Source organism: Sandaracinaceae bacterium, assembly GCA_020633055.1.
Lineage (GTDB): Bacteria > Myxococcota_A > Polyangia > Polyangiales > Houyiibacteriaceae > JADJJE01.
On the sequence record JACKEJ010000012.1, the window covers coordinates 302282 to 322852 of the forward strand.

General features: G+C 71.4%; 17 protein-coding genes. 10 read left to right on the forward strand and 7 right to left on the reverse strand.

Translation table 11 applies throughout. The features are described 5' to 3' along the window. Positions 1–87 precede the first annotated feature (87 nt). Entirely contained in the window at positions 88–1494 is a 1407-nt protein-coding gene (locus H6726_27645; GenBank protein ID MCB9661452.1) for a hypothetical protein, read from the forward strand. On the opposite strand, the gene H6726_27650 is transcribed toward H6726_27645, so the two are convergent. The 3 genes from H6726_27650 to H6726_27660 are packed head-to-tail and all read right to left on the reverse strand — an operon-like array spanning position 1485 to position 4320. After that, entirely contained in the window at positions 1485–1760 is a 276-nt protein-coding gene (locus H6726_27650) for a hypothetical protein (GenBank protein ID MCB9661453.1), read from the reverse strand. The genes H6726_27645 and H6726_27650 overlap by 10 nt on opposite strands. After that, positions 1760–3220, reverse strand: a complete 1461-nt coding sequence (locus H6726_27655) for a sigma-54-dependent Fis family transcriptional regulator (GenBank protein MCB9661454.1) — start codon at positions 3218–3220, stop codon at positions 1760–1762. Before H6726_27655 ends, H6726_27650 begins: the two co-directional genes overlap by 1 nt. Further along, complete coding sequence (locus tag H6726_27660) at positions 3217–4320, reverse strand: FAD:protein FMN transferase (GenBank protein ID MCB9661455.1); 1104 nt, start codon at positions 4318–4320, stop codon at positions 3217–3219. The genes H6726_27655 and H6726_27660 overlap by 4 nt, the downstream gene beginning before the upstream one ends. 163 nt (positions 4321–4483) lie before the next feature. Between H6726_27660 and H6726_27665 the strand changes: the two genes are divergently transcribed. The 3 genes from H6726_27665 to H6726_27675 all read left to right on the forward strand — a co-directional run bounded on the left by H6726_27665 (position 4484) and on the right by H6726_27675 (position 8186). Continuing rightward, positions 4484–5014: a hypothetical protein gene (locus H6726_27665; GenBank protein ID MCB9661456.1), complete on the forward strand. Its 531-nt coding sequence runs from the start codon at positions 4484–4486 to the stop codon at positions 5012–5014. A gap of 71 nt (positions 5015–5085) precedes the next feature. Beyond that, complete coding sequence (locus H6726_27670; protein MCB9661457.1) at positions 5086–5874, forward strand: DUF4159 domain-containing protein; 789 nt, start codon at positions 5086–5088, stop codon at positions 5872–5874. Between the two features lie 29 nt (positions 5875–5903). Then, positions 5904–8186: a hypothetical protein gene (locus H6726_27675; protein MCB9661458.1), complete on the forward strand. Its 2283-nt coding sequence runs from the start codon at positions 5904–5906 to the stop codon at positions 8184–8186. 48 nt (positions 8187–8234) lie between these two features. Here H6726_27675 and H6726_27680 read toward each other — a convergent pair whose 3' ends face one another. From H6726_27680 to H6726_27690, 3 genes are all read right to left on the reverse strand, one after another. Then, positions 8235–8615, reverse strand: a complete 381-nt coding sequence (locus H6726_27680) for a hypothetical protein (GenBank protein MCB9661459.1) — start codon at positions 8613–8615, stop codon at positions 8235–8237. 87 nt (positions 8616–8702) lie between these two features. Further along, positions 8703–9938, reverse strand: coding sequence for a hypothetical protein (locus tag H6726_27685; GenBank protein ID MCB9661460.1), 1236 nt, complete (start codon positions 9936–9938; stop codon positions 8703–8705). Positions 9939–10282: 344 nt separating this feature from the next. Then, positions 10283–10705 carry a hypothetical protein gene (locus H6726_27690; protein MCB9661461.1) on the reverse strand — a complete coding sequence of 141 codons (423 nt, stop codon included), beginning with the start codon at positions 10703–10705 and terminating at the stop codon, positions 10283–10285. 7 nt (positions 10706–10712) lie between these two features. Here H6726_27690 and H6726_27695 point away from each other — a divergent pair, with 7 nt between their 5' ends. The 5 genes from H6726_27695 to tgt are packed head-to-tail and all read left to right on the forward strand — an operon-like array spanning position 10713 to position 17613. After that, complete coding sequence (locus H6726_27695; GenBank protein ID MCB9661462.1) at positions 10713–12182, forward strand: hypothetical protein; 1470 nt, start codon at positions 10713–10715, stop codon at positions 12180–12182. A gap of 8 nt (positions 12183–12190) precedes the next feature. Beyond that, entirely contained in the window at positions 12191–14191 is a 2001-nt protein-coding gene (locus H6726_27700) for a protein kinase (protein ID MCB9661463.1), read from the forward strand. 37 nt (positions 14192–14228) lie between these two features. Then, entirely contained in the window at positions 14229–15368 is a 1140-nt protein-coding gene (locus H6726_27705) for a PQQ-binding-like beta-propeller repeat protein (GenBank protein MCB9661464.1), read from the forward strand. Between the two features lie 11 nt (positions 15369–15379). Then, positions 15380–16459: a tRNA preQ1(34) S-adenosylmethionine ribosyltransferase-isomerase QueA gene (queA, locus tag H6726_27710; protein ID MCB9661465.1), complete on the forward strand. Its 1080-nt coding sequence runs from the start codon at positions 15380–15382 to the stop codon at positions 16457–16459. Beyond that, positions 16456–17613, forward strand: a complete 1158-nt coding sequence (tgt, locus tag H6726_27715) for a tRNA guanosine(34) transglycosylase Tgt (GenBank protein ID MCB9661466.1) — start codon at positions 16456–16458, stop codon at positions 17611–17613. The genes queA and tgt overlap by 4 nt, the downstream gene beginning before the upstream one ends. A gap of 323 nt (positions 17614–17936) precedes the next feature. Here the strand turns inward: tgt and H6726_27720 are convergent, their stop codons facing one another. After that, on the reverse strand, positions 17937–18869 hold the full coding sequence (locus H6726_27720; protein ID MCB9661467.1) for a hypothetical protein: 933 nt from the start codon (positions 18867–18869) through the stop codon (positions 17937–17939). A 32-nt stretch (positions 18870–18901) separates the two neighbouring features. On the opposite strand from H6726_27720, the gene purH reads away from it, so the two are divergent. After that, positions 18902–20566 (forward strand): bifunctional phosphoribosylaminoimidazolecarboxamide formyltransferase/IMP cyclohydrolase, encoded by a 1665-nt coding sequence (purH, locus tag H6726_27725; protein ID MCB9661468.1) that lies wholly within the window; start codon positions 18902–18904, stop codon positions 20564–20566. Positions 20567–20571 lie beyond the last annotated feature (5 nt).

Here is a 20571-nt window from a genome sequence, read left to right on the forward strand (position 1 = left end):
GGGGGACGACGCCAACTCGGGGCTGCAATTTCCCCTCGGGTCGTCCTGTAGTTTGAGCCGCGGGCTTGCTTCGCGTTACGCTGCGGCATGTCCGACAGGGTGCGAATCGGCGATCTCCTCGTGGCCGCCAAGCTGGTCACGCAGGAACAGGTGCAAGAGGCGCTCGTGGCCCAGCGCGAGTCCGGTCGACGTCTGGGCGAAGAGCTCGTGGCGAAGGGCTTCGTCACGGAGTTTCAGCTCACCCAGATCCTGTCCAACCAGCTGTCCATCCCGTGGGTCAGCCTGCAGCGCATCGAGTTCACGCGGGAGCTGCTGAACATGGTCCCCGCCGAGGTGGCCAACCGGCTCTGCGTCATCCCCATCTACATGCGCCGTGTGCGCGCGGCCGAGACGCTCTACGTCGCGATGGACGATCCCACTAACGAGCACGCGCTCGAGGAGCTCGTTGCGACGACGGGGTTGCCCGTCAAGGCGATGGTCTCGTCTCCGTCCGAGATCCGACACGCCATCCGCGTCTACTATCTGGCGGGCGCGCCACAGGTCCACCCCCCCGAGCGCCGCGCGTCTCGTCACCCGGACCCGGACCCCGTCGCCCCCGAGCCCGTCGCCATCCCCAAGGCGCCGCCCACGGGGCTAGGCGACACCAGCGTCCCGGCCAGCGCCGACGAGTGGGACAAAGGGTCGCCCCCACCGCCGAGCGCTGCTTCGCCAGCGCGTCCTCCGGCCGCACCACCAGCGGCCCTCAAGCCAGCCGCGCCTGCTGCCGCGCCTGCCACTGGGCCTGTCACCGCGCCGCCTGCTGCCCCAGCCGCCGCATCTGCTGCCTCGGCTGCCGCTGCCCCTGCGGCTGCCGCGCCTCCAGCCCACCCAGCGACTCCCTCTGGCGCCCCCGCGTCGGCGACTGGAGGAGCGGGGGCGCAAGCCAGCCCTGCGCCGGTTGCGGCTACGGCCGCGGTTGGCGCCGCCGCGTCCGCCCCCGCAGCGCCGCCTGCCGCCGCGCCCAGCGGAGCAGCGTCCTCCGCGTCGGCGGGCGTCGGGCCTGTGACTCCAGCTGGATCCAACGGTGGAACGGCGCGCCCGGCGTCAGCCGGATCCCCGAACCCCGGCGCGGCGGTGTCCGTGCTGATCGATGCGGTCTCGAAGCCGCCGGTCACGCGCGTCGAGGATCCGCCCGCCGCGCCAGCCTCTACCGAAGAGGGTGTGGAGGCGGCCGGTGTGCGCATGGTCACCCTCACCCTACTGGACGGGACCACGGTCCGGCTCCCGGCACCCGGGTCCAAGCGTCAGGCCGCGGAGCAGGCCACCGAGGGCGGGCTCACGGCGAGCGACCTCGTCTCGGCCCTCATCGCGCGCGCCCAGGGCGCCGATGTCAGCGACGTCCTCCCGGACAAGCAGTGGGAGATCCTGTTCGCGTCCCTGCTCACGCTCCTCATCCGTAAGGGCCTCCTGGCGGACTGGGAGTTCGTGGAGGAGTGGAAGAAGCGTCAGGGCTGAGGCCGAGGCTCGTCGGCCTCTCGCTCCAGCCGTTCTCGTTCCAGCCGCTCCCGCGCGCTCTCCTCGACGCTGCGCTGCACCTCGTCGCCCACTCGCCTCCCCGCCTCCTCCACCTCACGGCCCAGGTCCTGGGCTTCGTCCGTCTGGGCGATGCGGAGGAAGTGCTGGAAGAGCGTGCGCTCTCCGAGAGGCACGAAGAACACGAACCAGGTCACGGCCGCGAAGACCAACAGGGACCAGAAGAACTTCACGCTCTTGACGATCATCACACCTCGTCTTCGCGCCGGATGCCGTACGCGCGCAGCTTCTTGTGCAGGTTGGTGCGCTCGACCCCCAGCAGCAGCGCGGCGCGGCTGATGTTCCACGCCACCTCCTCGAGCGTGGCGAGGATGTACTGTTTCTCCGCGAACTCGCGGTAGTCCCGGAGCGACATGCGCTCTTCGCCGTCGAGCGCCGGCGGCAGGGACGAGGGGCGCAGGGTCTCGGCGCTGCTGCGGTCTTCGACGGCGCGCTCGCGGGACAGGCGTCCCACGTCGGGCACGTCGTCCAGCACGATGCAGTCGCCGCTCAGGATGGCCATGCGCTCGACCACGTTGCGCAGCTCGCGCACATTCCCCGGCCACGAGCGCTCCGCCAGGGTCTCCAGCACGTCGTCGTCGATGGGCTTCTCTCGGAGCCCGTTCTCCTTGCAAAACTCGCGCAAGAAGGACACCGCCAAGGCGGGGATGTCGCCGGGGCGCTCGCGGAGCGCTGGGGTGCGCAGGGGCACCACGTTCAGCCGGAAGTAGAGATCCTCGCGGAACCGCCCCTCGGCCACGTCGGCTTCCAGGTCGCGGTTGGTGGCGGCCACGATGCGCACATCCACGGCGATGCTGCGCTCGGAGCCCACGCGGGTGATCTCGCCGCTCTGGAGCGCGCGCAGCACCTTTGCTTGCGCGCTCGCGCTCATGTCGCCGATCTCGTCCAGGAACAGCGTGCCCCCGTGCGCGAGCTCGAACACCCCCTTCTTGCGTCCGGCCGCCCCCGTGAACGCCCCCCGCTCGTAGCCGAACAGCTCGCTCTCGATCAGCTCGGCCGGGATGGCCGCGCAGTTGACCTTCACGAACGCGTCCTTGCTGCGCTGGCTGAGTCGATGGACCGCCCGCGCCACCAGCTCTTTGCCGGTCCCGCTCTCGCCCGTGATGAGCACACGTCCGTTCGTGGGCGCGACCTTCTCCACCTGCGCGAAGAGCTGTCGCATGACGGGGCTCTCCCCGATCATCTCGTAGCGGTGCTGCACCTGGCCACGCAGCCGCTCCACCTCGCGCTCCAGCTGCCACGTCTTGAGGGCGTTGCGCACGCTGACCAGCACGCGCTCGCGGTCGAGCGGCTTCTCGAAGAAGTCCGTCGCGCCCAGCTGCACCGCTTGCACCGCCTCCGCCACCGAGGCGTGCCCGGACACCATCACCACGGGCAGCCGACGCGACTCGGGGCGCGCGCGGATCTTCTCGAGGGCCTCGATGCCGCTCATCTTGGGCAGACGGATGTCGAGGATGACCAAGTCCACCTCTTGCTCGTCCAGGGCGGCCAGCGCGGCCTCCGCGCTCTCGGCCTCGCACACGTCGAAGCCGGCGCCCTCGAGGACCATCCGCAGGGTTCGGCGGATGTTGCGCTCGTCGTCGACGACCAGGATGGTGGTCTTCGCCGCCGTGGTGGCCGGCGCGGCCGTGGAGGGGGCGGCGCTCATGGGGTGCACTCCGGCAGCAGCTGGTCGCGCAGCTCGACGTTGAGCCGCAGGCGCGCCTCGGTCCCGGGCGTGGTGTGTACGCGGCACTGGCTGTCCACGATGACGGCCTCCGCGCGGTAGTCGATGGTGCGCAGCATCTCGAGCGCGCGCTCGGCGCCCAGGGCGAACACCGCCGTGCTGAGCGCGTCCGCATACAGCCCGGCGGGCGCCAGCAGCGTGACGCTCATGGACTTGTCCACGGGCAGCCCTGTCCGCAGGTCGATGATGTGGTGGTAGCGGCGCCCATCGCGGAAGAACGCGTGCTCGTAGTCGCCCGACGTGCTGATGCTGACGTCCGTGGCCTCCAGCGCCGCGAAGTAGCTGTTCTGCCCTTGCTGGCGTGGATGCTGGATGCCCACGCGCCAGTCGCGCGAGCCGCGCTGGCCGTGCACCTGCACCTGACCACCGCCGAAGATCATGTAGTCGTTGATGCCCGCCGCGCGCAGCACCTCGCCCGCCCGGTCGAGCGCGTAGCCCTTGCCGATGCCGCCGGTGCCGATCGCCATGCCAGCTCTTCGCAGAAAGACGGTGCTGGCCTCCTCGTCGACCACGATGTCCTGGTAGCGCACCAGGGGCAGCTGGCGCCGCAGGTCCCGCGCGCTCGGGATGCGCTCCTCGTGGGGAGGGAAGCTGTACATGCCTCGCAGGGCCGCCCAGGAGAGATCGAACGCGCCGTCGCTCCAACGCGATACGTCCAGGCCGGCCTTGACCACCGCCATCACGTCGGGACCCACCACGACGGGCTCGCGCCCCGCCTCACGGTTGATGCGCGAGATCTCACTGTCCTCGCGCCACTCGCTGAGGGCGTCCTCCAGCCGTGCGATCTCCGCGAACGCGTCGCGGATGGCGGGCTCCGCGACCTCGGGCGTCGACACCACGTTGATACGGAAGATCGTGCCCATCAGCGGGCGGCTCAGGCTGATGTAGCGCTGCCCGTCGTCGGCGGCGGGGGCCTCCGCGGCAGCGGCCGGGACGACGGGCTCGGCCTCGTTGCCCTCGCCGCCGCACGCGAGCGCGGCGAGCCCGAGCCCGAGCGCGCCCGCCACACGGCTCCGGAGCAAGGTCTTCGGCCTTTGAGCAGGGCGCGCGTCCCGCCGCCGCCACGTGAGTCTCGAGTCGTTGGACACGCCGTAGCCTCGCGTCCCGAGGGCCCACGCGCAAGTTCCCGCTGCGCGCGAGAGCTGGGGCTTCCGGCGCCCCCGAGTCGTGCTCTATGGTGGCGCCATGGACGCGCTCGAGAGCTTCACCGCCACCATCGTCAGAAACCTCGCGAAGAACGGCTTCCCGTCCCGCAAGGTCGCGCTACCCCTCGAGCGGCTCTACGAGTCCGCGGATCAGAAGGGGCTCAGCTTCAACAGGGTACTGGAGCGGCTCGCGGCGGAGGGCATCACGCACGAGAAGACCCCGGAGCGCGTGGTCTTCTCCACTCCGGAGCTCGACGCCCGCGTGGCCACACCGACGCGCGCCGAGTCGGGGGACGCGGGCTCGGGCGCCCCGTCGCCAAACGCCGCGTTCCCGGACCTGGGCCCGCTCGCCGAGGGGCTCGGAGGCCTCGCTGGGATGTCCGGGCTCGCCGGGCTCAACGTGGGCGCCCTCGCGGGCATGTCGCAGCAGGAGCTGATGGCGGCCGCGAGCCAGGCCGCGCAGCAGCTCGACCCGGAGCAGCTCGCCGCCGTGCAGAACATGGTGGGCAGCATGGGCCCCGAGCAGATCGCGGCGCTGATGGCATACGCCAAGAAGCTCGGGCTCGGGTAGGCGCCCGTCGCGGGATGTCGTCTGTGCGCAGGCGTCGCCCTCGCGGCGCTGGGTGCTATCCTCCGCGCACCATGCGCGCCCGGCCCCGTGACTCCCGCCGCTTCGTCACCTGCGCGCTCGCGTTGGCGAGCTTGTCGGCGTCGCTGGTCACCTTGATCCCAGACGCGCGGGGCATCGGCGAGACCACCCGCGTGGACGTGCGCGGGGTGGTCATCGACGGGCAGCGTGAAGAGGACGAACCGCGGCCCAGCGCGCGGCGGCGGATCGCCTGGGAGACGCGCAAGCGCACCAGCATCGAGACTCGCCTGCGTCCCTCGCGCGCGCGCCTCGACGACCCGTCCATCTTCGAGACCCCGCTGCTCTACCTGGCGGGGGACTCCGGCTTCCCCGACCTCAGCGAGGCGGAAGTGGTAGGTCTGCGGCGCTTCGTGGACTTTGGCGGGCTGCTCGTGGTGGACGACGCCGACCCCCTGAGCGCGGGGTTCGACGCCAGCGTGAGGCGCATGCTCCAACGCGCGTTCCCGACCCGTCCGCTGCGGCCCATCCCGGCGGATCACACCCTCTTTCGCTCGTTTTACCTGCTGCACGGGCCCGCCGGGCGCATCCACGGCAGGCGTCCGCTGGAAGGTATCGAGCGCGAAGGGCGCATGGGGGTCGTCTACAGCCGCGCAGACATGGGCGGCGCGTGGGCGCGCGACAACCTCGGCACGTGGCAGCACGCCGTGGAGGGGGGCGAGGTGCAGCGCGAGCTGGCCATCCGACTGGGCGTGAACATCATCATGTACGCGCTCTGCCTGGACTACAAAGACGACCAGGTGCACGCGCCGTTCATCATGCGACGCCGAGGGAGCGCGCCCTGACCCTGCCTGCGACGCTCGCTGCGACCTTCGTGTTCGGAATCCCCCTGGGCGCGCCCGCCGCAGGGCTGCTGCTGCTCGTGTGCGTAGCGCTCGGTTGGCTGGCGCATCGCGAGGCTTCTGCCTTGGCCCCGCCGCGGCGGCGCGCGTTGCTCGGCGTGCGCGCCATCTCGCTCACGCTCTTGTTCCTGGTCTGCTCGCGGCCGGGCTGCGCCGCCGAGCATCACGAGACCATCGACGGTCGCCTACGTGTGCTGTTCGACACCTCGCGCAGCGTCGACCTCGCCCTGGGCGAACCCGCCCGCTCGGCGCAGGCCCGTGCCGTCGTGACCACCTTCCTGGAGCAGTCCGACGCGTCGCGCGCCCGCTTCTCACGCTTCGGCGCGGAGCTCGCCGAGACCACGCTCACGGAGCTGAGCGATGCGTATCCCGTCGACGAGGAGCGCACGCGCCTGGTGGAGAGCCTCCGCCGCGCGGCCGCCGACGACGCGGAGCTCGAGTTGGGGGCCATCGTGGTCGTCTCCGACGGCGCGGACACGGACTTCGAGGAGCTCCCGCCGGACTTCCAGCTGGACGGAGTGCGGGTGCACGCGGTGGCGCTCGGCGTCGATGAGGACGTGCGCGACGACGCCATCCGCGGCCTGTCGGTCGACCCCGTCGGCTACCTGCGTCAACCCCTCCGCGTGCGTGTCCGCGTGGCCACGACGCTCGACGAGCCACGCCGCCTGCCCCTGCGTCTCTTCCATGGAGACGAGCTGGTGCGCGAGCAGGTGGTCAGTGTGCCCGCCTCGGGCGAAGTGAGCGTGTCCCTCACGCTGACTCCTCAGCACCTCGGGCGTGCCCTCTACCGGGTGAGCATCCCCGTGGACGTCGACGACGCGGTCCCCGCCAACAACCAGCGCTCGTTCCTGGTGAACGTGCGGCGCGACAAGCTGCGCGTGCTGCTGGTCACGGGGCAGCCCAGCTGGGACGTGCGCTTCTTGCGCGTGTTCCTCAAGCGCGACCCCGCCATCGATCTCATCTCGTTCTTCATTCTCCGCACGGCGAACGACCTGACGATGGCCCCCTCCGAGGAGCTCGCGCTGATCCCGTTCCCGACCGACGAGCTGTTCAGCGAGCACCTCGGCAGCTTCGACGTGATCATCTTCCAGAACTTCGACTACGCGCCGTACGAGATGGGCGCGTATCTGCCGCGCATCCGCGACTACGTGCTGCGCGGCGGTGCGTTCGCGATGATCGGCGGAGACCGGGCCTTCGGGCCAGGGGGCTACGCGGGGACGCCCATCGAGACGATTCTGCCCGTGGGGGTGCCACCCGAGTCTCTCCCCGTTTCGCGTTCGCTGGTGGAGGGGCGCTTTCAGCCACGTGTCGTGACCGCCAACCGACACCACCCGTTGGTCGCGCTGCTGCCCGACGAGCGTGAGAGCCTGCGCTTGTGGGAAGGCCTCAGCCCCCTCGAGGGCGCCAATCAGGTGACGCGTGTGAGCGCGCTGGGACGCGTGCTGCTCGAGCATCCGCGCGAGCACGCGCTGTCTGGCGGAGCGTTGCCTGTCTTGGCGGTGGGACGCGCTGGAGAGGGGCGCGTGCTCGCGTTGATGGCAGACACCAGCTGGCGTTGGGGCATGAGCACGGCAGGCGCGTCGGGCGACGCGAGCGCCTACGACCGCTTCTGGGATCGCGCCCTGCGCTGGCTGACCAAAGACCCCACGCTGGACCCGGCGCGCGTCGCGACCGACCAAGAGCGCTACGCAGCACACGGGCGCGTCCGGGTGCACGGCGAGGCGCGGGACGAGGTGCACGAGCCCTACGCGTCGCGCGAGCTCTCGCTTGCCATCGTGCCCGCGGATGGCGACGTGCCCGTCGTCACACGGGCCGTCACCACCGACGCGGGCGGCGCGTTCACGGCCGAGCTGACCGCCCCCGAACGACCGGGTGGCTATCGCGTCGTGGTGGGCGCCCCCGCCGCGCCTGGGTCGACCGGCGCTGCGAGCACGCAAGACGCTGCGACGGGGTCGGCGTCCACTACGCCCGGGCCCGCCGCGCTGGCAAGCGAGTGGTTCGTCGTGGAGGAGGGCGGCGACGAGCTGGCCGACCCCCGTCCCCGACCCGCTCTCCTGCGAGCGCTCGCCGAGCGGACCGGTGGCCGCTTCGTTTCCGCCACGGCGCTCCCGCAGCTATCGGACTTCGACACGCGACGCACGCGCTCGCTCGGCATCGCCACGCGCTACCCGTTCGAGTCGTGGCCTGCGCTGCTCACGCTCGCCGGAGCGCTCATCTTGGAGTGGAGCCTACGGCGCCGGTGGGGCAAGCGTTGACCCCGCGCTGGGCCTGACGAACTCCCGTGACCGGTCGAGCGGCGTTGTTCAGCGCAGCTTCCAGCCCACACGCGCCAGCGCGAACCGCACCTTGCCGCGCAGGTCCGCGGGGTTGGCGCTGCATCGGGCGACGCTGTCGGCGCCGAGGAGCACCACCGCCGTGGCGGCGGCGTGTCCGACGAGGCATGGCAGCGGCTCGTTGGCCAGCAGCTCCGCGAGAGGCCCGCTGAGCGTGCTGGCCTCGGCCATGCGGACGGGGATGCGGGTCTCCTGCGGCGTGGCTTCACCCGAGACGAGGCTCTCCAGCTCGATCATCCCGCTCCCCTCCGCCCCGAAGCGCACCACACGACGCTCCGCTTCGATCATGGGGCCCAGGTGGCCAGGGTCGTCCTGGTAGACGAAGGTCAGGCGATCGAGGGTCAGGGGCACGCCTCAGCGTATCATCGCCCCCTGGGCGAGGACGAAACGAAAAAGGCCCACCTCGCGGCGGGCCTCTTCCGTTGGGGCGGAGCTAGCTCAGGGTGTGGGCGGGGCGAAGTCCGTGAAGGCCAACACGACGGGGGTCCTCGCGGGATAGTTCTGGGCGTAGTTGTCCGCCATGGTGGGGGGCGCCGCGAACCGCGTGTCACCCGTCGCGAAGATGGTGAACGTGGTGCCCGCCACCACGTTCGTTGCCGGATTGGGCGGCATCATGGCGGCGTTCTCCGGGCTGAAGAACACGGGAACGACGTTCGCTGGCAAGCTGCTGCCCATGGCCATGTTCGCCGAGAACGCGCAGGGGCCGAGGAGTGTTGGCGCGTCCGTCTGGTCCTTCAGCGTCAGGAACACCATGGCGGAACCTGGGGGCAACACGGGCACCGTGGCATAGTCCGTGATCGTGCCGGGGCTGACGTTCGTGTGCACGGCGACCGCTGGCGCGCCGGTCCCAATGCCGTCGGCGTCGTAGCAGACGTCCACGGGCCACAGGTTGTAGATGCCGTGGAAGAAGCGCGCGCGCGCGCTGCCGGCGACCACGTCATCGGCGTCCTCGTCCTGCTCCAGCGTGGCGCCTACGGCGCCGTTCGGGCACGACACAGGCTGGTTGAGCAGGTCCCGACAGTTGTTCGTGTTGTCGACGAACCCGTGCACGATGAGGGAGTACGACTCGCCGTCCTCGAGACTGCTGGGATCGTAGGTGAACTGGAAGAGGCACGGGACCGTGTCGTTCGTGCAGTCGCCATCGAACACGGTCGTTCCCGGCGCGGGGGTGCTGCCGTCATGTGAGACGGGGCAGTCGACCTTCGGCGGAAGCGCGCCCGGATCGTCGTTGTCGACGCGTTCCTCGTCGTACACGCGCACGGTGGCCGGCGGGAGGGTCTGGAGGTACGGGGTGACCGCACGGTGCGGCAGGCCGAGGCTCAGGTCGATGTTGGGCAGCAGGTTCGGGTCATTGGCCGGTTGAGCGATGACACCGAAGCCCGTGTCCACGCACAGGCGGATGCCGTTGATGGGCACCGCGGGGTCATTCTTGGTGAGGTCGGACACCGCGTGGACGACACGTACCTGCGGCTCGGGGAGCTCTTCCCCACCGTCGACGCCTTCGTCGTCCGATCCCATGTCCTGGGACTGCCCCATGTCTTGGCCCTGTCCCATGTCTTGGGTCTGGCCGCCCATGTCTTGGTTGGTGTTCTGGCCCATGTCGGCCGGGGTGCTGTCCCCGTCGCCGCCACACCCGGCGCTGGCCATGGACACCAACAGCGAGATGGCGAGCATCCCCCTACGCACAATCGAAAGCTTTTTCATCCGCAACTCCAATGTTTGACCCCACCAGGCCCCATCGCCGGCCGGAGATATGAGCGATAAGCTTACCGCTCTTTCTCCGGAAACAAAAGCCTATGCAAAAATCGCGTGTCGTTGTCGTGGCGTCGGTAGCCCACGTCTGTCAGGCGGCTCCGGGGAGCTGAGAAGCTCGGCGAAAGCGAGACTTTAGGTGGGAACCGGGCTACCCTCGTCCCGTCTATGTCAGCGATGGAATCCTGCCCCCACTGCGGCGCACCCCAGGCCCGGGGCGTTCGATTCTGCGGGCAATGTGGGCAGAGTATGGTCCCCGTGGCCGCTCAGCCCGCCGCGCCACCCGTCGCAGCCCCGCCCTCGGTCGTCGCGACCGGGGCCCCGCAGGTCGCCGCCCCCCCCGCCGCGGTCCATACCACCCCAGCCGTCGCCCCTGGTCCTGCCAAGCGCCCCCCGCAGCGCACGATGCTGGGGCTCCCGAACGAGATGTTGCCTCCGCTCGCAGCGGCCCCGGCGGCCGCCCCAGCGTCGGCCACGCCCGCCAAGAAGGCGGCCCCCGCCCGGACGATGTTGGGGCTCCCCGCCGCGGCCATGCCGCTGCCGGGTGTCGGGTCCGCGGATGTGTCGCCGGGTGTCGTGCCAGGGGGCGCGGCGGCCGCTGGCCCTGCGTCTCCCGCGACCGCACCCTCAGGGGCGATGGGGGCGACTCCGGCCACGCCCATGCGCAAGGCCGCCCCCGCGCACACCATGCTGGGGATGCCTGCGGCGTCCGTCGCGGAGGCCGCTCGCGCCGCAGAGGCGCAGAAGGCCGCTGCCGCCGCTCCTGCCCGTGACTCATCTCCCACCGACGCGCGCACGCGCCGCAAGTCGCGGCCCGGGATGGGCCTCACCATGGTGGGCGACACCGCGCTCGAGGCCCCGCCCGCGCCCGCAGAGTCCACGGAGGACCAGCGCCCCGGCCGCGCCCGAGCGTCGGCCAACTACGGCATGGTGCCCGTGCCTCCCCGCCCCCGGGACGACGACGCCCCGCCCGAGCTGCCGAAGAGCAAGGCCCCGCTGATCATCGCAGCGGTGTTGGTGGCGCTGTTGGTCGTGGGCGCGTTGGTGGCATTGGCCTTCGCGTTCTTGGGTGGCCCCCCCGAGGTGCGCGCGGCGGTCGTCCAAACGGATGCCGGCGAGGTCCTTCAGGTGCAGGTGCCCACCGCCGAGGCGGGATCTCGCGTGCGCTTGGCGGGTCAGGAAGCGCCTCTCCAGGCGGGTCAGGCGAACCTGCCGCTCTCGTCCGACACGCTGCACGTCGGGCCCAACGAGCTGCCGCTCGTGCTGGTCGCGTCGGACGGGTCGACCGAGGAGCTGCCCCTGACCCTGGTGGTGACCTACCGCGTGCGCGCGGATCTCAGCGCGCTCGAGCAGCGTCCCCCGGTGCTGCGCTATGCGGTGGAGGTCCAGCCAGGCGCCTCGATCGCGATCGACGGGCACCCCGTGACGCTGGATGCGAACGGGCGCGGCCAGCACGACTACCCCGTGGTCGCCTCGGCCGACGACGAGGGCATCGAGCGCATCGTCCGCTTCGAGGTGCGCTCCCCCGCGGGCGGTACCGAGACGGGGCGCATCACCACGCGCGTCCCCTACGCGACGCTGGGGCTCGACCGCCCGGGGGACGAGCTGGTGACCGACCACGACGCGGTGGAGGTGGCCGGCAGCGCCGACGCGGCGGCCACGGTCACACTGGACGGCACGCCCCTGACGCTGCGCGAAGGCCGCTTCCTGCAGCGCGTCCCGTTGCCCGAGGTGCGCGAGTACCGTCTGCAGCTGATGGCGCGACAGCCCGGCTTCGCGCCGCGCCAGCGCGAGATCGTCGTGCGCCGCGTGGCCGACCTGGCCGCCGAGGCCGCGCGCTACCCGGTGGACCGCACGTTGACCTACGCGCGCATCGCACAAAACCCCACCATCTACCGCGGCCAGAGCGTCGCGCTCGAGGGGCGCGTCTATCACGTGGACGTCCACGAGGGGCGCAGCGTGCTGCAGATGATGGACCGCAACTGCGGCGGTGGGCAGGCCTGCGCGCTGTGGGTCACGTACCCCGCAGCGACCGACGCGACCGTCGGCGCTTGGGTGCGGGTCATCGGCGAGGTCGCGGGCGAACAAAGCTTCCGGCCCCGCTCCGGCGAAGGCACCATGACCGTGCCGCGCGTCGACGCCCGCTTCGTGCTGCCGGCCCGCTGACCGAAACGATGGACCCCAGAGCCACTGCCAAGACCCTCGAACAGCGCCCCTGCACGGAGTGCGGACGCCCCAATTCGATGGAGGCGCGCTTCTGCGGGGCGTGCGGGCACGAGCTCACCACCGACAGTCAGGCGTTGGGGCACGAGGTCATGGCCGACCCCTTGGTGGGTCGCATCATCGCCGACCGCTACCGCATCCTGCAGTTCCTCGGGCGTGGCGGCATGGGCGTGGTCTACCGCGTGGAGCACGTCCACATCGGCAAGGTCATGGCGATGAAGCTGCTGCACGGGGAGCTGGCGCGCGACCGCGACACCATCAAGCGCTTCCGGCGCGAGGCCGAGGCGGCCTCGAAGCTCAGCCACCCCAACACCGTGCAGGTGTTCGACTTCGGATCCAGCCAAGGGCTGATGTACCTCGTCATGGAGTACGTCGACGGCCGTGACTTCGGGCAGCTCATCCGGGACGCGGGCCCGCTCGACTTCGCGCGCGTGGCGCGGCTCACGGCGCAGGTGTGCGCATCGGTGGCCGAGGCGCACCAGCTCGGCATCGTGCACCGCGACCTCAAGCCCGAGAACGTGATGATCGTCACGCGGCCGGACCAGGGCGAGACGGCCAAGGTGCTGGACTTCGGGCTCGCCAAGCTGCGCGACACGCAGGCCGGCAACACGGTCACGCGCGCGGGGGCCATCGTAGGCACGCCCTACTACATGTCGCCCGAGCAGATCCGCGGGGACGAGGTGGACCCGCGCGGCGACGTCTACGCCATCGGCGCGATGATGTACAAGGCCGTCACCGGGTCCCCGCCGTTCGTGGCCAGCACCCCCATGGGCGTGCTCACCAAGCACCTCACGGAGGATCTGGTCCCGCCATCCCAGAAGAAGCCGGGGCTGCCCCCCGAGGCCGACGCCATCATCGGTCGCGCCATGCAGAAAGAGGCGCGCGACCGCTACCCGGACGCCGACGCGCTGCGGGCGGCGCTCGGCGAGTACCTGGGCGCGGCGGGCTACGACCTGACGGACCCGAGCTTCGTGCTGCAGACGGCCGAGATGAGCTCGTCCGGGCGTCGTCGCATGGCACAGCTGGCGACGCGCGGGGACGTAGAGGGGTACGAGGCTCGCATCCAGCGACGCGGCGCTGCGGCCTACGTCTTGGGGACGCTGCTGCTCACTGCCTTGGTGGTACTGGGCGTGATCTACGGGCGGCGCTATCTCAAGAGTCTGCAGCCTCCGACCGAAGAGCGGGAGCCCAACCACGAGCCCGCGCAGGCCTCGCGCATCGACCGCGACCTGGTGCTCTCGGCGCATCTCGGCCGGCGCCTCTCGGAGACCGAAGGCGACGTGGACTTCTACCGCCTTCAGCGCCGCGGCGCGGGCCGCCAGCACCTGGACGTCGTGGTGTCTGGCGTGCCCAACGTGGACATCGTGCTCGCCCTGGTGCGTGTCGGCAGCGGCGTCCCGGCCATCGAGGTGGACGCGGCGGGCGTCGGGGAGGGAGAGTCCATCCTCGCGTTCCCCGTGCAGGACGACGACTACCTCGTGCGCGTGCGCCAGCGCGTGACCCCCGGCGCGTTGCCCGTCGAGAACATCAGCGACGCCTACACGCTGGTGTGGAGCGTCCGCACGCCCGCCGCCGACGAGGAGCACGAGCCGAACGACGCGCTCGAGGCCGCTGGCCGCGTGCCGCTCATGGGTACCGTCCAAGGACGGATTGGGTGGCGGAACGACGTGGACCTGTACTGTGTCGACGGCTCGGCCGACCGCGTGGGCGCGCGCGTCAGCGGCGTGCCGGGGCTCGACCTGGTGCTGCGTGTCGTGCAGCGGGCAGACGAGTCCAGCGTCAAGATCGACGAGGAGGGCGTCGGGGAGGGTGAGAGCGTGAAGGATCTGCGTGTCCTCTCGGGGCAGACCTGCTTCGAAGTCTCCGTGGACATGAACGCGCACGACACGGCGCCAGCCATGCCGCTGACTCCCTACACGCTCGAGGTGTTCGCGGGGGTGGACGGTGGCTGAGCGCCGGTCCCCGACCGTCCGCCGGCGTGCTCCGCGCATGTACGCGCTCGCGCTGCTGCTCGGGGTCGGCAGCCTGCTCACGACGGTTCGTCCCGCGGCCCGAGCCCGCCCGGTCACCATCGGCGTGTATCAAGAGCTGCCGTTCGGGGTCGCTCGGAGCCACCCGAGCGTCACGGAGGGGGCGCGCACCACGCGCGACGGGCGGAGCTTGGCGCGCCTGCCCGCGCGCGAGCCCAGCGTCCTGTACACCGCCATGGTCGGCAGCGGGGCGGTCGCGGCCCCCATCGCGCTCACCAACAACCTCTTGCTCGCGGTCGCCGGGGACGCGGCCGCGCATGTCGATGCCGCGGGGACGGTGGGGCCGCATGGCGTGTCGCTCCGTGGTGGTGGAGGGGTGTCGCTGACGCCTGGGGACGGGTACGTCGTCGCGGAGACGGACGGTCTCGCGTTCTTCGACCGCGCGCTCTCGGGGCTCACGCGCGTCCCCGTGGCGGGGCTCTCCCCTCACGCGCCGCTCGCGCTCGAGGACAGCTCCGTGGTCGTCAGCGCTGGGGCGCGCGTGCTGCGCGTGGACGCCACGGGGCGAGAGCACTTCGCGCTGCCTGTCGCCTCGCGGGCGCACTCACCCATCGCGCGGACCCCGGCGGGAGAGCTCGTGGCGGCCACCACCCAGGAGCTGGTGGTGTTCAGCGAGGACGGGCGCGTGCTGAGACGCGAGCTCTTGGGCGAGCCGCCAGTCGCGGGCCCTGCGGTGGCGCTCGACGGAACGGTGTGGATGCTGACGCGGCGCGAGCTGGTGGCGTTCGAGGCCCGCGGCGGCGTGCGCGTGCGCGTGCCGGCTTCTCCAGCGGGTCCTGTCACGCACGGGGGCCTGGCGATCGCCGCGGACGGCAGCGTGCGTGCGTCCGTCTTGGGCACCGGCGTGCTCAGCGTGAACGCCTCCGGCGCGGAGCTGTGGCGCTTTCCGTTGGAGCTCGCCCACTTCGTCGTGGTGGACGCCGCCGGGGTGGCGCTCAGCCTCACCCGGGACGGCTTGCTCGTCGCGCTCGACGCCGCGGGACAGGAGCGCTGGCGCACACGTCTCAGTGGTGGCGGGCCACAGTCCGCGCCCGTCATCGGCGTGGACGGCACGGTCTACGTGGGCATGCGGGGTGGCTCGCTGGTTGCCTTGCGGTAGAAGGGGCGCCCATGCGCATCGAAGACCTCGACTACGATCTGCCAGAGGCGCTGATCGCACAGCACCCGACGGCCGCGCGCGACGCGGCGCGTCTGCTGGTGCCGCACCTGCCGGAGGCGCAGCGCCATCGCGGCGTGGCCGAGCTGCCCGCGTTGCTCGAGCCTTCCTTGATCGTCTGGAACGACGCGCGCGTCATCCCCGCGCGCCTGCGCGGCTCGCGTGAGAGCGGTGGCAAGGCCGAGCTGCTGCTCCTCGAGCCCGTGCAAGACGTCGCGGGCGCGACACCCGGGCAGGCGCGACGCGAGGTCTGGCTGGCTCTCGGCAAGGCGAACAAGCCGCTGAAGCCCGGGCACGTGCTGCGCTTCGGTGACGCGCTGCGCGCCGAGGTCCTCGAGCGTCTGGGCGAGGGGCAGCTGCAGGTCGCCCTCGAGCCGCTGCAGCACGCCAGCGTCATCGCCGCCCTCGACGCGGTGGGCGAGCTGCCGCTGCCGCCGTACATCGAGCGCGCGCCCGAGCGCGCCGACGCCGAGCGCTACCAGACCGTCTTCGCCAAGACACCGGGTGCGGTGGCGGCGCCCACGGCGGGTCTGCACTTCACTCCCGCGCTGCGGGACGCGCTGCTCGCGGCGGGGCACGAGTTCGCGTACGTCACCTTGCACGTGGGGCCCGGGACCTTCCGGCCCGTGAAGGCGGCCACGCTGGACGAGCACGTGATGCATCGGGAGCGCTACGACCTGCCTGCCGAGACGGCCGAGGCCGTGCGTCGCGCGAAGGCTGCCGGGCGCCCCGTGCTGGCGGTCGGTACCACCGTGGTGCGCACCCTCGAGGCCGCCGCGCTCGAGGCAACTGCGGACGAGGTGGTGCGCGCAGGGCAGGGCGACACGGCGCTCTTCATCCGCCCGCCGTATCCGTTCCGCGTCGTCGACACGTTGGTCACCAACTTCCACCTGCCGCGCAGCACGCTGCTGGCGCTGGTGATGGCGTTCGCCGGCGAAGACACGCTGCGCGCCGCCTATGCCGAGGCCGTCCGGGCCCAGTACCGCTTCTTCAGCTATGGAGACGCGATGCTGCTGACCCGAGCCCGCTCATGAGCGCGCACGCCTTGCCCACATCCGGCTTCTCGTTCGAGGTGCTGGCGACGTCCGGTGCCGCCCGTCGCGCGCGCTTCACCACGCCGCGCGCCGTGGTGGAGACGCCCGTGTTCATGCCCGTGGGGACGCAGGCCAGCGTCAAGGGGCTGACGCCCGCCGAGGTGGAGTCCACCGGCGCGCGCATCATCCTCGCGAACACCTATCACTTGTGGCTGAGGCCGGGCCCCGAGCTGGTCGACCGCTTCGGGGGCACACCGCGCTTCATGGGCTGGCCGCACGCCATGCTCACGGACAGCGGGGGCTTCCAGGTGTTCTCGCTCGCCTCGCGCCGCAAGATCGACGACGACGGCGTGACCTTCCGCTCGCACCTCACGGGCGAGCCCAAGCGGCTGACGCCCGAGGAGTCCATGCGCGTGCAGCGCCTGCTGCGCTCCGACGTGGCCATGGTGCTGGACGTGTGCCCGCCTGGCGCGGCGGAGCGCCGCGAGATCGAGCAGGCCATGCGCCTGACCACGGCCTGGGCCTCGCGCTGCTTGGCGGCGCCCGCCGCAGAGGGGCAGGCCCGCTTCGGCATCGTGCAGGGGGGCGTGCACGAAGACCTGCGCCGCGCGCACATGGACGACATCGGCGCGCTGCCCTTCGACGGCCTCGCCATGGGCGGGTTCTCCGTCGGTGAGCCCATCGAGACCATGTACGCGCTGCTCGAGACGCTCGGGCCCGCCATGCCCAGCGGCAAGCCGCGCTACCTGATGGGAGTGGGCACCCCCTACGACCTGATCGAGGCCGTCGGCTCGGGCATCGACCTGTTCGACTGCGTCCTGCCCACGCGCAATGCGCGCAACGGGCAGGCGCTGACGTGGCACGGCCGCGTGAACATCAAGCAGGCGCGTCACACGGAGGACGACGCCGCGCTCTCCCCCGAGTGCGGCTGCAGCGTGTGCGCGACGTTCTCGCGCGGCTATCTGCGGCACCTCTACAAGGCCAACGAGATGCTGCTGCCGCGCCTGCTGACGCAGCACAACCTGCACTTCTACGGTGAGCTCATGCGCGCCGCGCGCGCCGCGATCGAAGCCGGCGACTACGCGAGCTGGGCGGCGGCCACCGTGGCCAAGATGCGCGCGGGCGACGAGATCGACGGCGGCCCCCCGGGCTGAATGAGGGCACCCCGAACCAAAGAGGCTGTATTGAGAGCGACCGTGTCCCAGAATAGGCGCATCCCGGCCTGAAGTCCGGGGCAGCATCCTTCCGAGAGCCCGGCTACCGCCGGGCACTCTCCAAAGTCCTCCCCACAAGGGGGAGGACTGTCTTGCTCGGCGCCGCAATCCAAGAACGCAGCCCTCCCGCCGAACACCCGACAGCAGTTGACGAGACGCAGTCCGCCTCCGAAGGGGGCGGACTTCGAGCGGGCGATCACCTGAGATCGCTGCCCCGGACTTTAGTCCGGGGTGCCCATAAGCAGGGATTAGCGGCGTCTCCTTCACTCCGACGGTGGCGCGCCCAGGCGCTCGGTCTGGCCCGCCCAAGGCAGCATGGTCACCCGGCCCGCGGCGTAAATGCGCTGGTGGTCCGCGGAGAGCAGGGCCACGGGCAGCGACGTCGCGCGCACGGGCTCGCCGCGCAGGACCACCGGCTCGAGGGTCTGCTCGGCGTCCACCTCGGGGCGCGTGCAGTCGACCACCACCAGGAGGGGCTCCGAGCGCGGCAGGCGCTCGACGTCCAGCTGCAGGCGCAGGTTGGTCGTGTACAGGCGCGCCTGCCAGCGCACGCCCATCCCGATCGCGCCCATCCAGTCGAGCGCGATGCATGCGAAGGCCGCGTCGAGGGTGTCGTCCAGGGGCAGCGCCGCGCGCAGCTCGTTCCCGGGGCGCGCGAGGAACGCCTCGTCCAGCGTCATGACGCACGCGCTCGGGTAGGCCGTGACGGGGAACGAGTCGCGGATCATCAGCGTGCGGCTCGGCTCGTTCGTGCAGCGTGTGAGCACCTCACGGAAGGGCTGCGCGTCGGCCTCGCCGAGGGGTGCCGCGCTCTCGGCGCTGGCGTCCAGCTTGGGCGAGTCGGTGAAGCGCGTGGTCAGCGAGAAGCCGTGCTCGCTTGGCTGGTACGTGCCCGTGAAGGGGGTGGGGGTCTCGAGCATCAGCGGCCGTTCGAGGCGCAGCGCGCAGCGCAGGGGGAACGCGCTCGGGACGGCCTCGGCGCCACGCAGGGCGCGCAGCACGGACACGATCCGCGCATAGGCGTGCAGCCCTCCGTGCAGGCGTCCCGGGGGGCCGGCCAGCGCCGCGCCGAAGAAGGCCTCGCCCGTGAACGCGCCGCTCGCGTCTGGCTCGAGAGGGGAGCCTCCCTGACCGGAGACGCTGGCGTCTAGCGCGCGGCGGAAGGCTTCGGCGGACGAGGGCGTGGGGGCGCTCATCCGAGGTCATAGCGTGTCCCCGAGTGACGCGCATGGGATGGCCCAGGCGGCTTGTGGTCCACCTCGGTTTGACCGCTTCCCACAAGACGCTATACGGGCAGCTCCCTGCGCGTGGTCACCGTCGGCTGCGCCGAGCTGGAGGTAGCGTCGTGCGCATCGAACGAGCGTTGGTGTCGGTCTCGGACAAGACCGGAGTCGTGGATTTTGCCAAGGGGCTGGCCGCTCTCGGCATCGAGATTCTCTCCACGGGGGGCACCGCGAAGGCGCTGCGCGACGCGGGCCTGACGGTCGTCGACGTCTCCGAGTACACCCAGTCGCCCGAGATCATGGACGGGCGCGTCAAGACCCTGCACCCGCGAGTGCACGGCGGCATCCTCATGCGTGACCTCGACGAGGACCGCGCGGCCCTCGCCAGCATCGGCGGCAAGCCCATCGGGCTCGTGTGCGTGAACCTGTACCCGTTCGAGAAGACGGTGGCCGCGGGCGCCGCGCACGACGAGATCATCGAGAACATCGACATCGGTGGGCCGTCGATGGTGCGCAGCGCCGCGAAGAACCACAGCCGCGTCACCATCGTGACCGAGCCCGCCGACTACGGGCGCGTGCTCGAGGCCATCACCGGCAACGGGGAGACCACGCTGGCTCTGCGCGCCGAGCTGGCCGCCAAGGCCTTCACGCACACGGCGGCCTACGACGGCGCCATCGCGGCCTACATGACCCGCGAAGAGGGCTCCGAGTACCCGGGCACGCTCACCCTGAGCTTCCGCAAGGGCTACGACGTGCGCTACGGCGAGAACCCCCACCAGAAGGGCGCGTTCTACATCGACCGCGACGCCGAGCCGGGCAGCCTGGCCTTGGCCGAGTCGCTCGACGAGGGCGGCAAGGAGCTCTCGTTCAACAACCTGGTGGACGTCGACGCCGCGCTGGACGCCGTGCGCGAGTTCACCGAGGGCCCCGCGGCCGTGGTGGTCAAGCACACCAACCCGTGCGGCGTGGCGCGCGGCGCGACCCTCGAAGAGGCGTACCGCGTGGCGCGCGAGGCCGACTCGCAGAGCGCGTTCGGCGGCATCGTGGCGCTCAACCAGCGCGTGGACCTGGCCACCGCAGGCGCGCTGGCCGAGACCTTCATCGAGTGCGTCATCGCGCCGGGCTACGACGACGAGGCGCTGGCCAAGCTCAAGAAGAAGAGCAACCTGCGCATCCTCGCCACGGGCGCGTGGCTGGGGCCCGAGCACAGCGCGCTCCACTACAAGCGCATCAGCGGCGGCGTGGTGGTGCAGGACCGCGACGCCACGGGTGGCGTGGAGGTGCGCGACGCCAAGGTGGTCACCAAGCGTGAGCCCACCAAGGACGAGTGGGCCGCCCTCCAGTTCGCCTGGCGCGTGTGCAAGCACGTGAAGAGCAACGCCATCATCTTCGCCAAGCCCGACCGCACGGTGGGCGTCGGCGCCGGGCAGATGGCGCGCGTCACGGCCGTGAAGATCGCGTCCGAGAAGGCGGGCGAGCTGTCGCAGGGCGCGGTCATGGCGTCCGACGCGTTCTTCCCGTTCCCGGACGGCATCGAGGCCGCTGCCGCCGCGGGCATCACCGCCGTAGCTCACCCCGGTGGCTCCAAGAACGACGACGCCATCATCGCGGCCGCCGACGCCGCCGGGCTGGCGATGGTGTTCACGGGCGTCCGGCACTTCCGTCACTGAGCGCA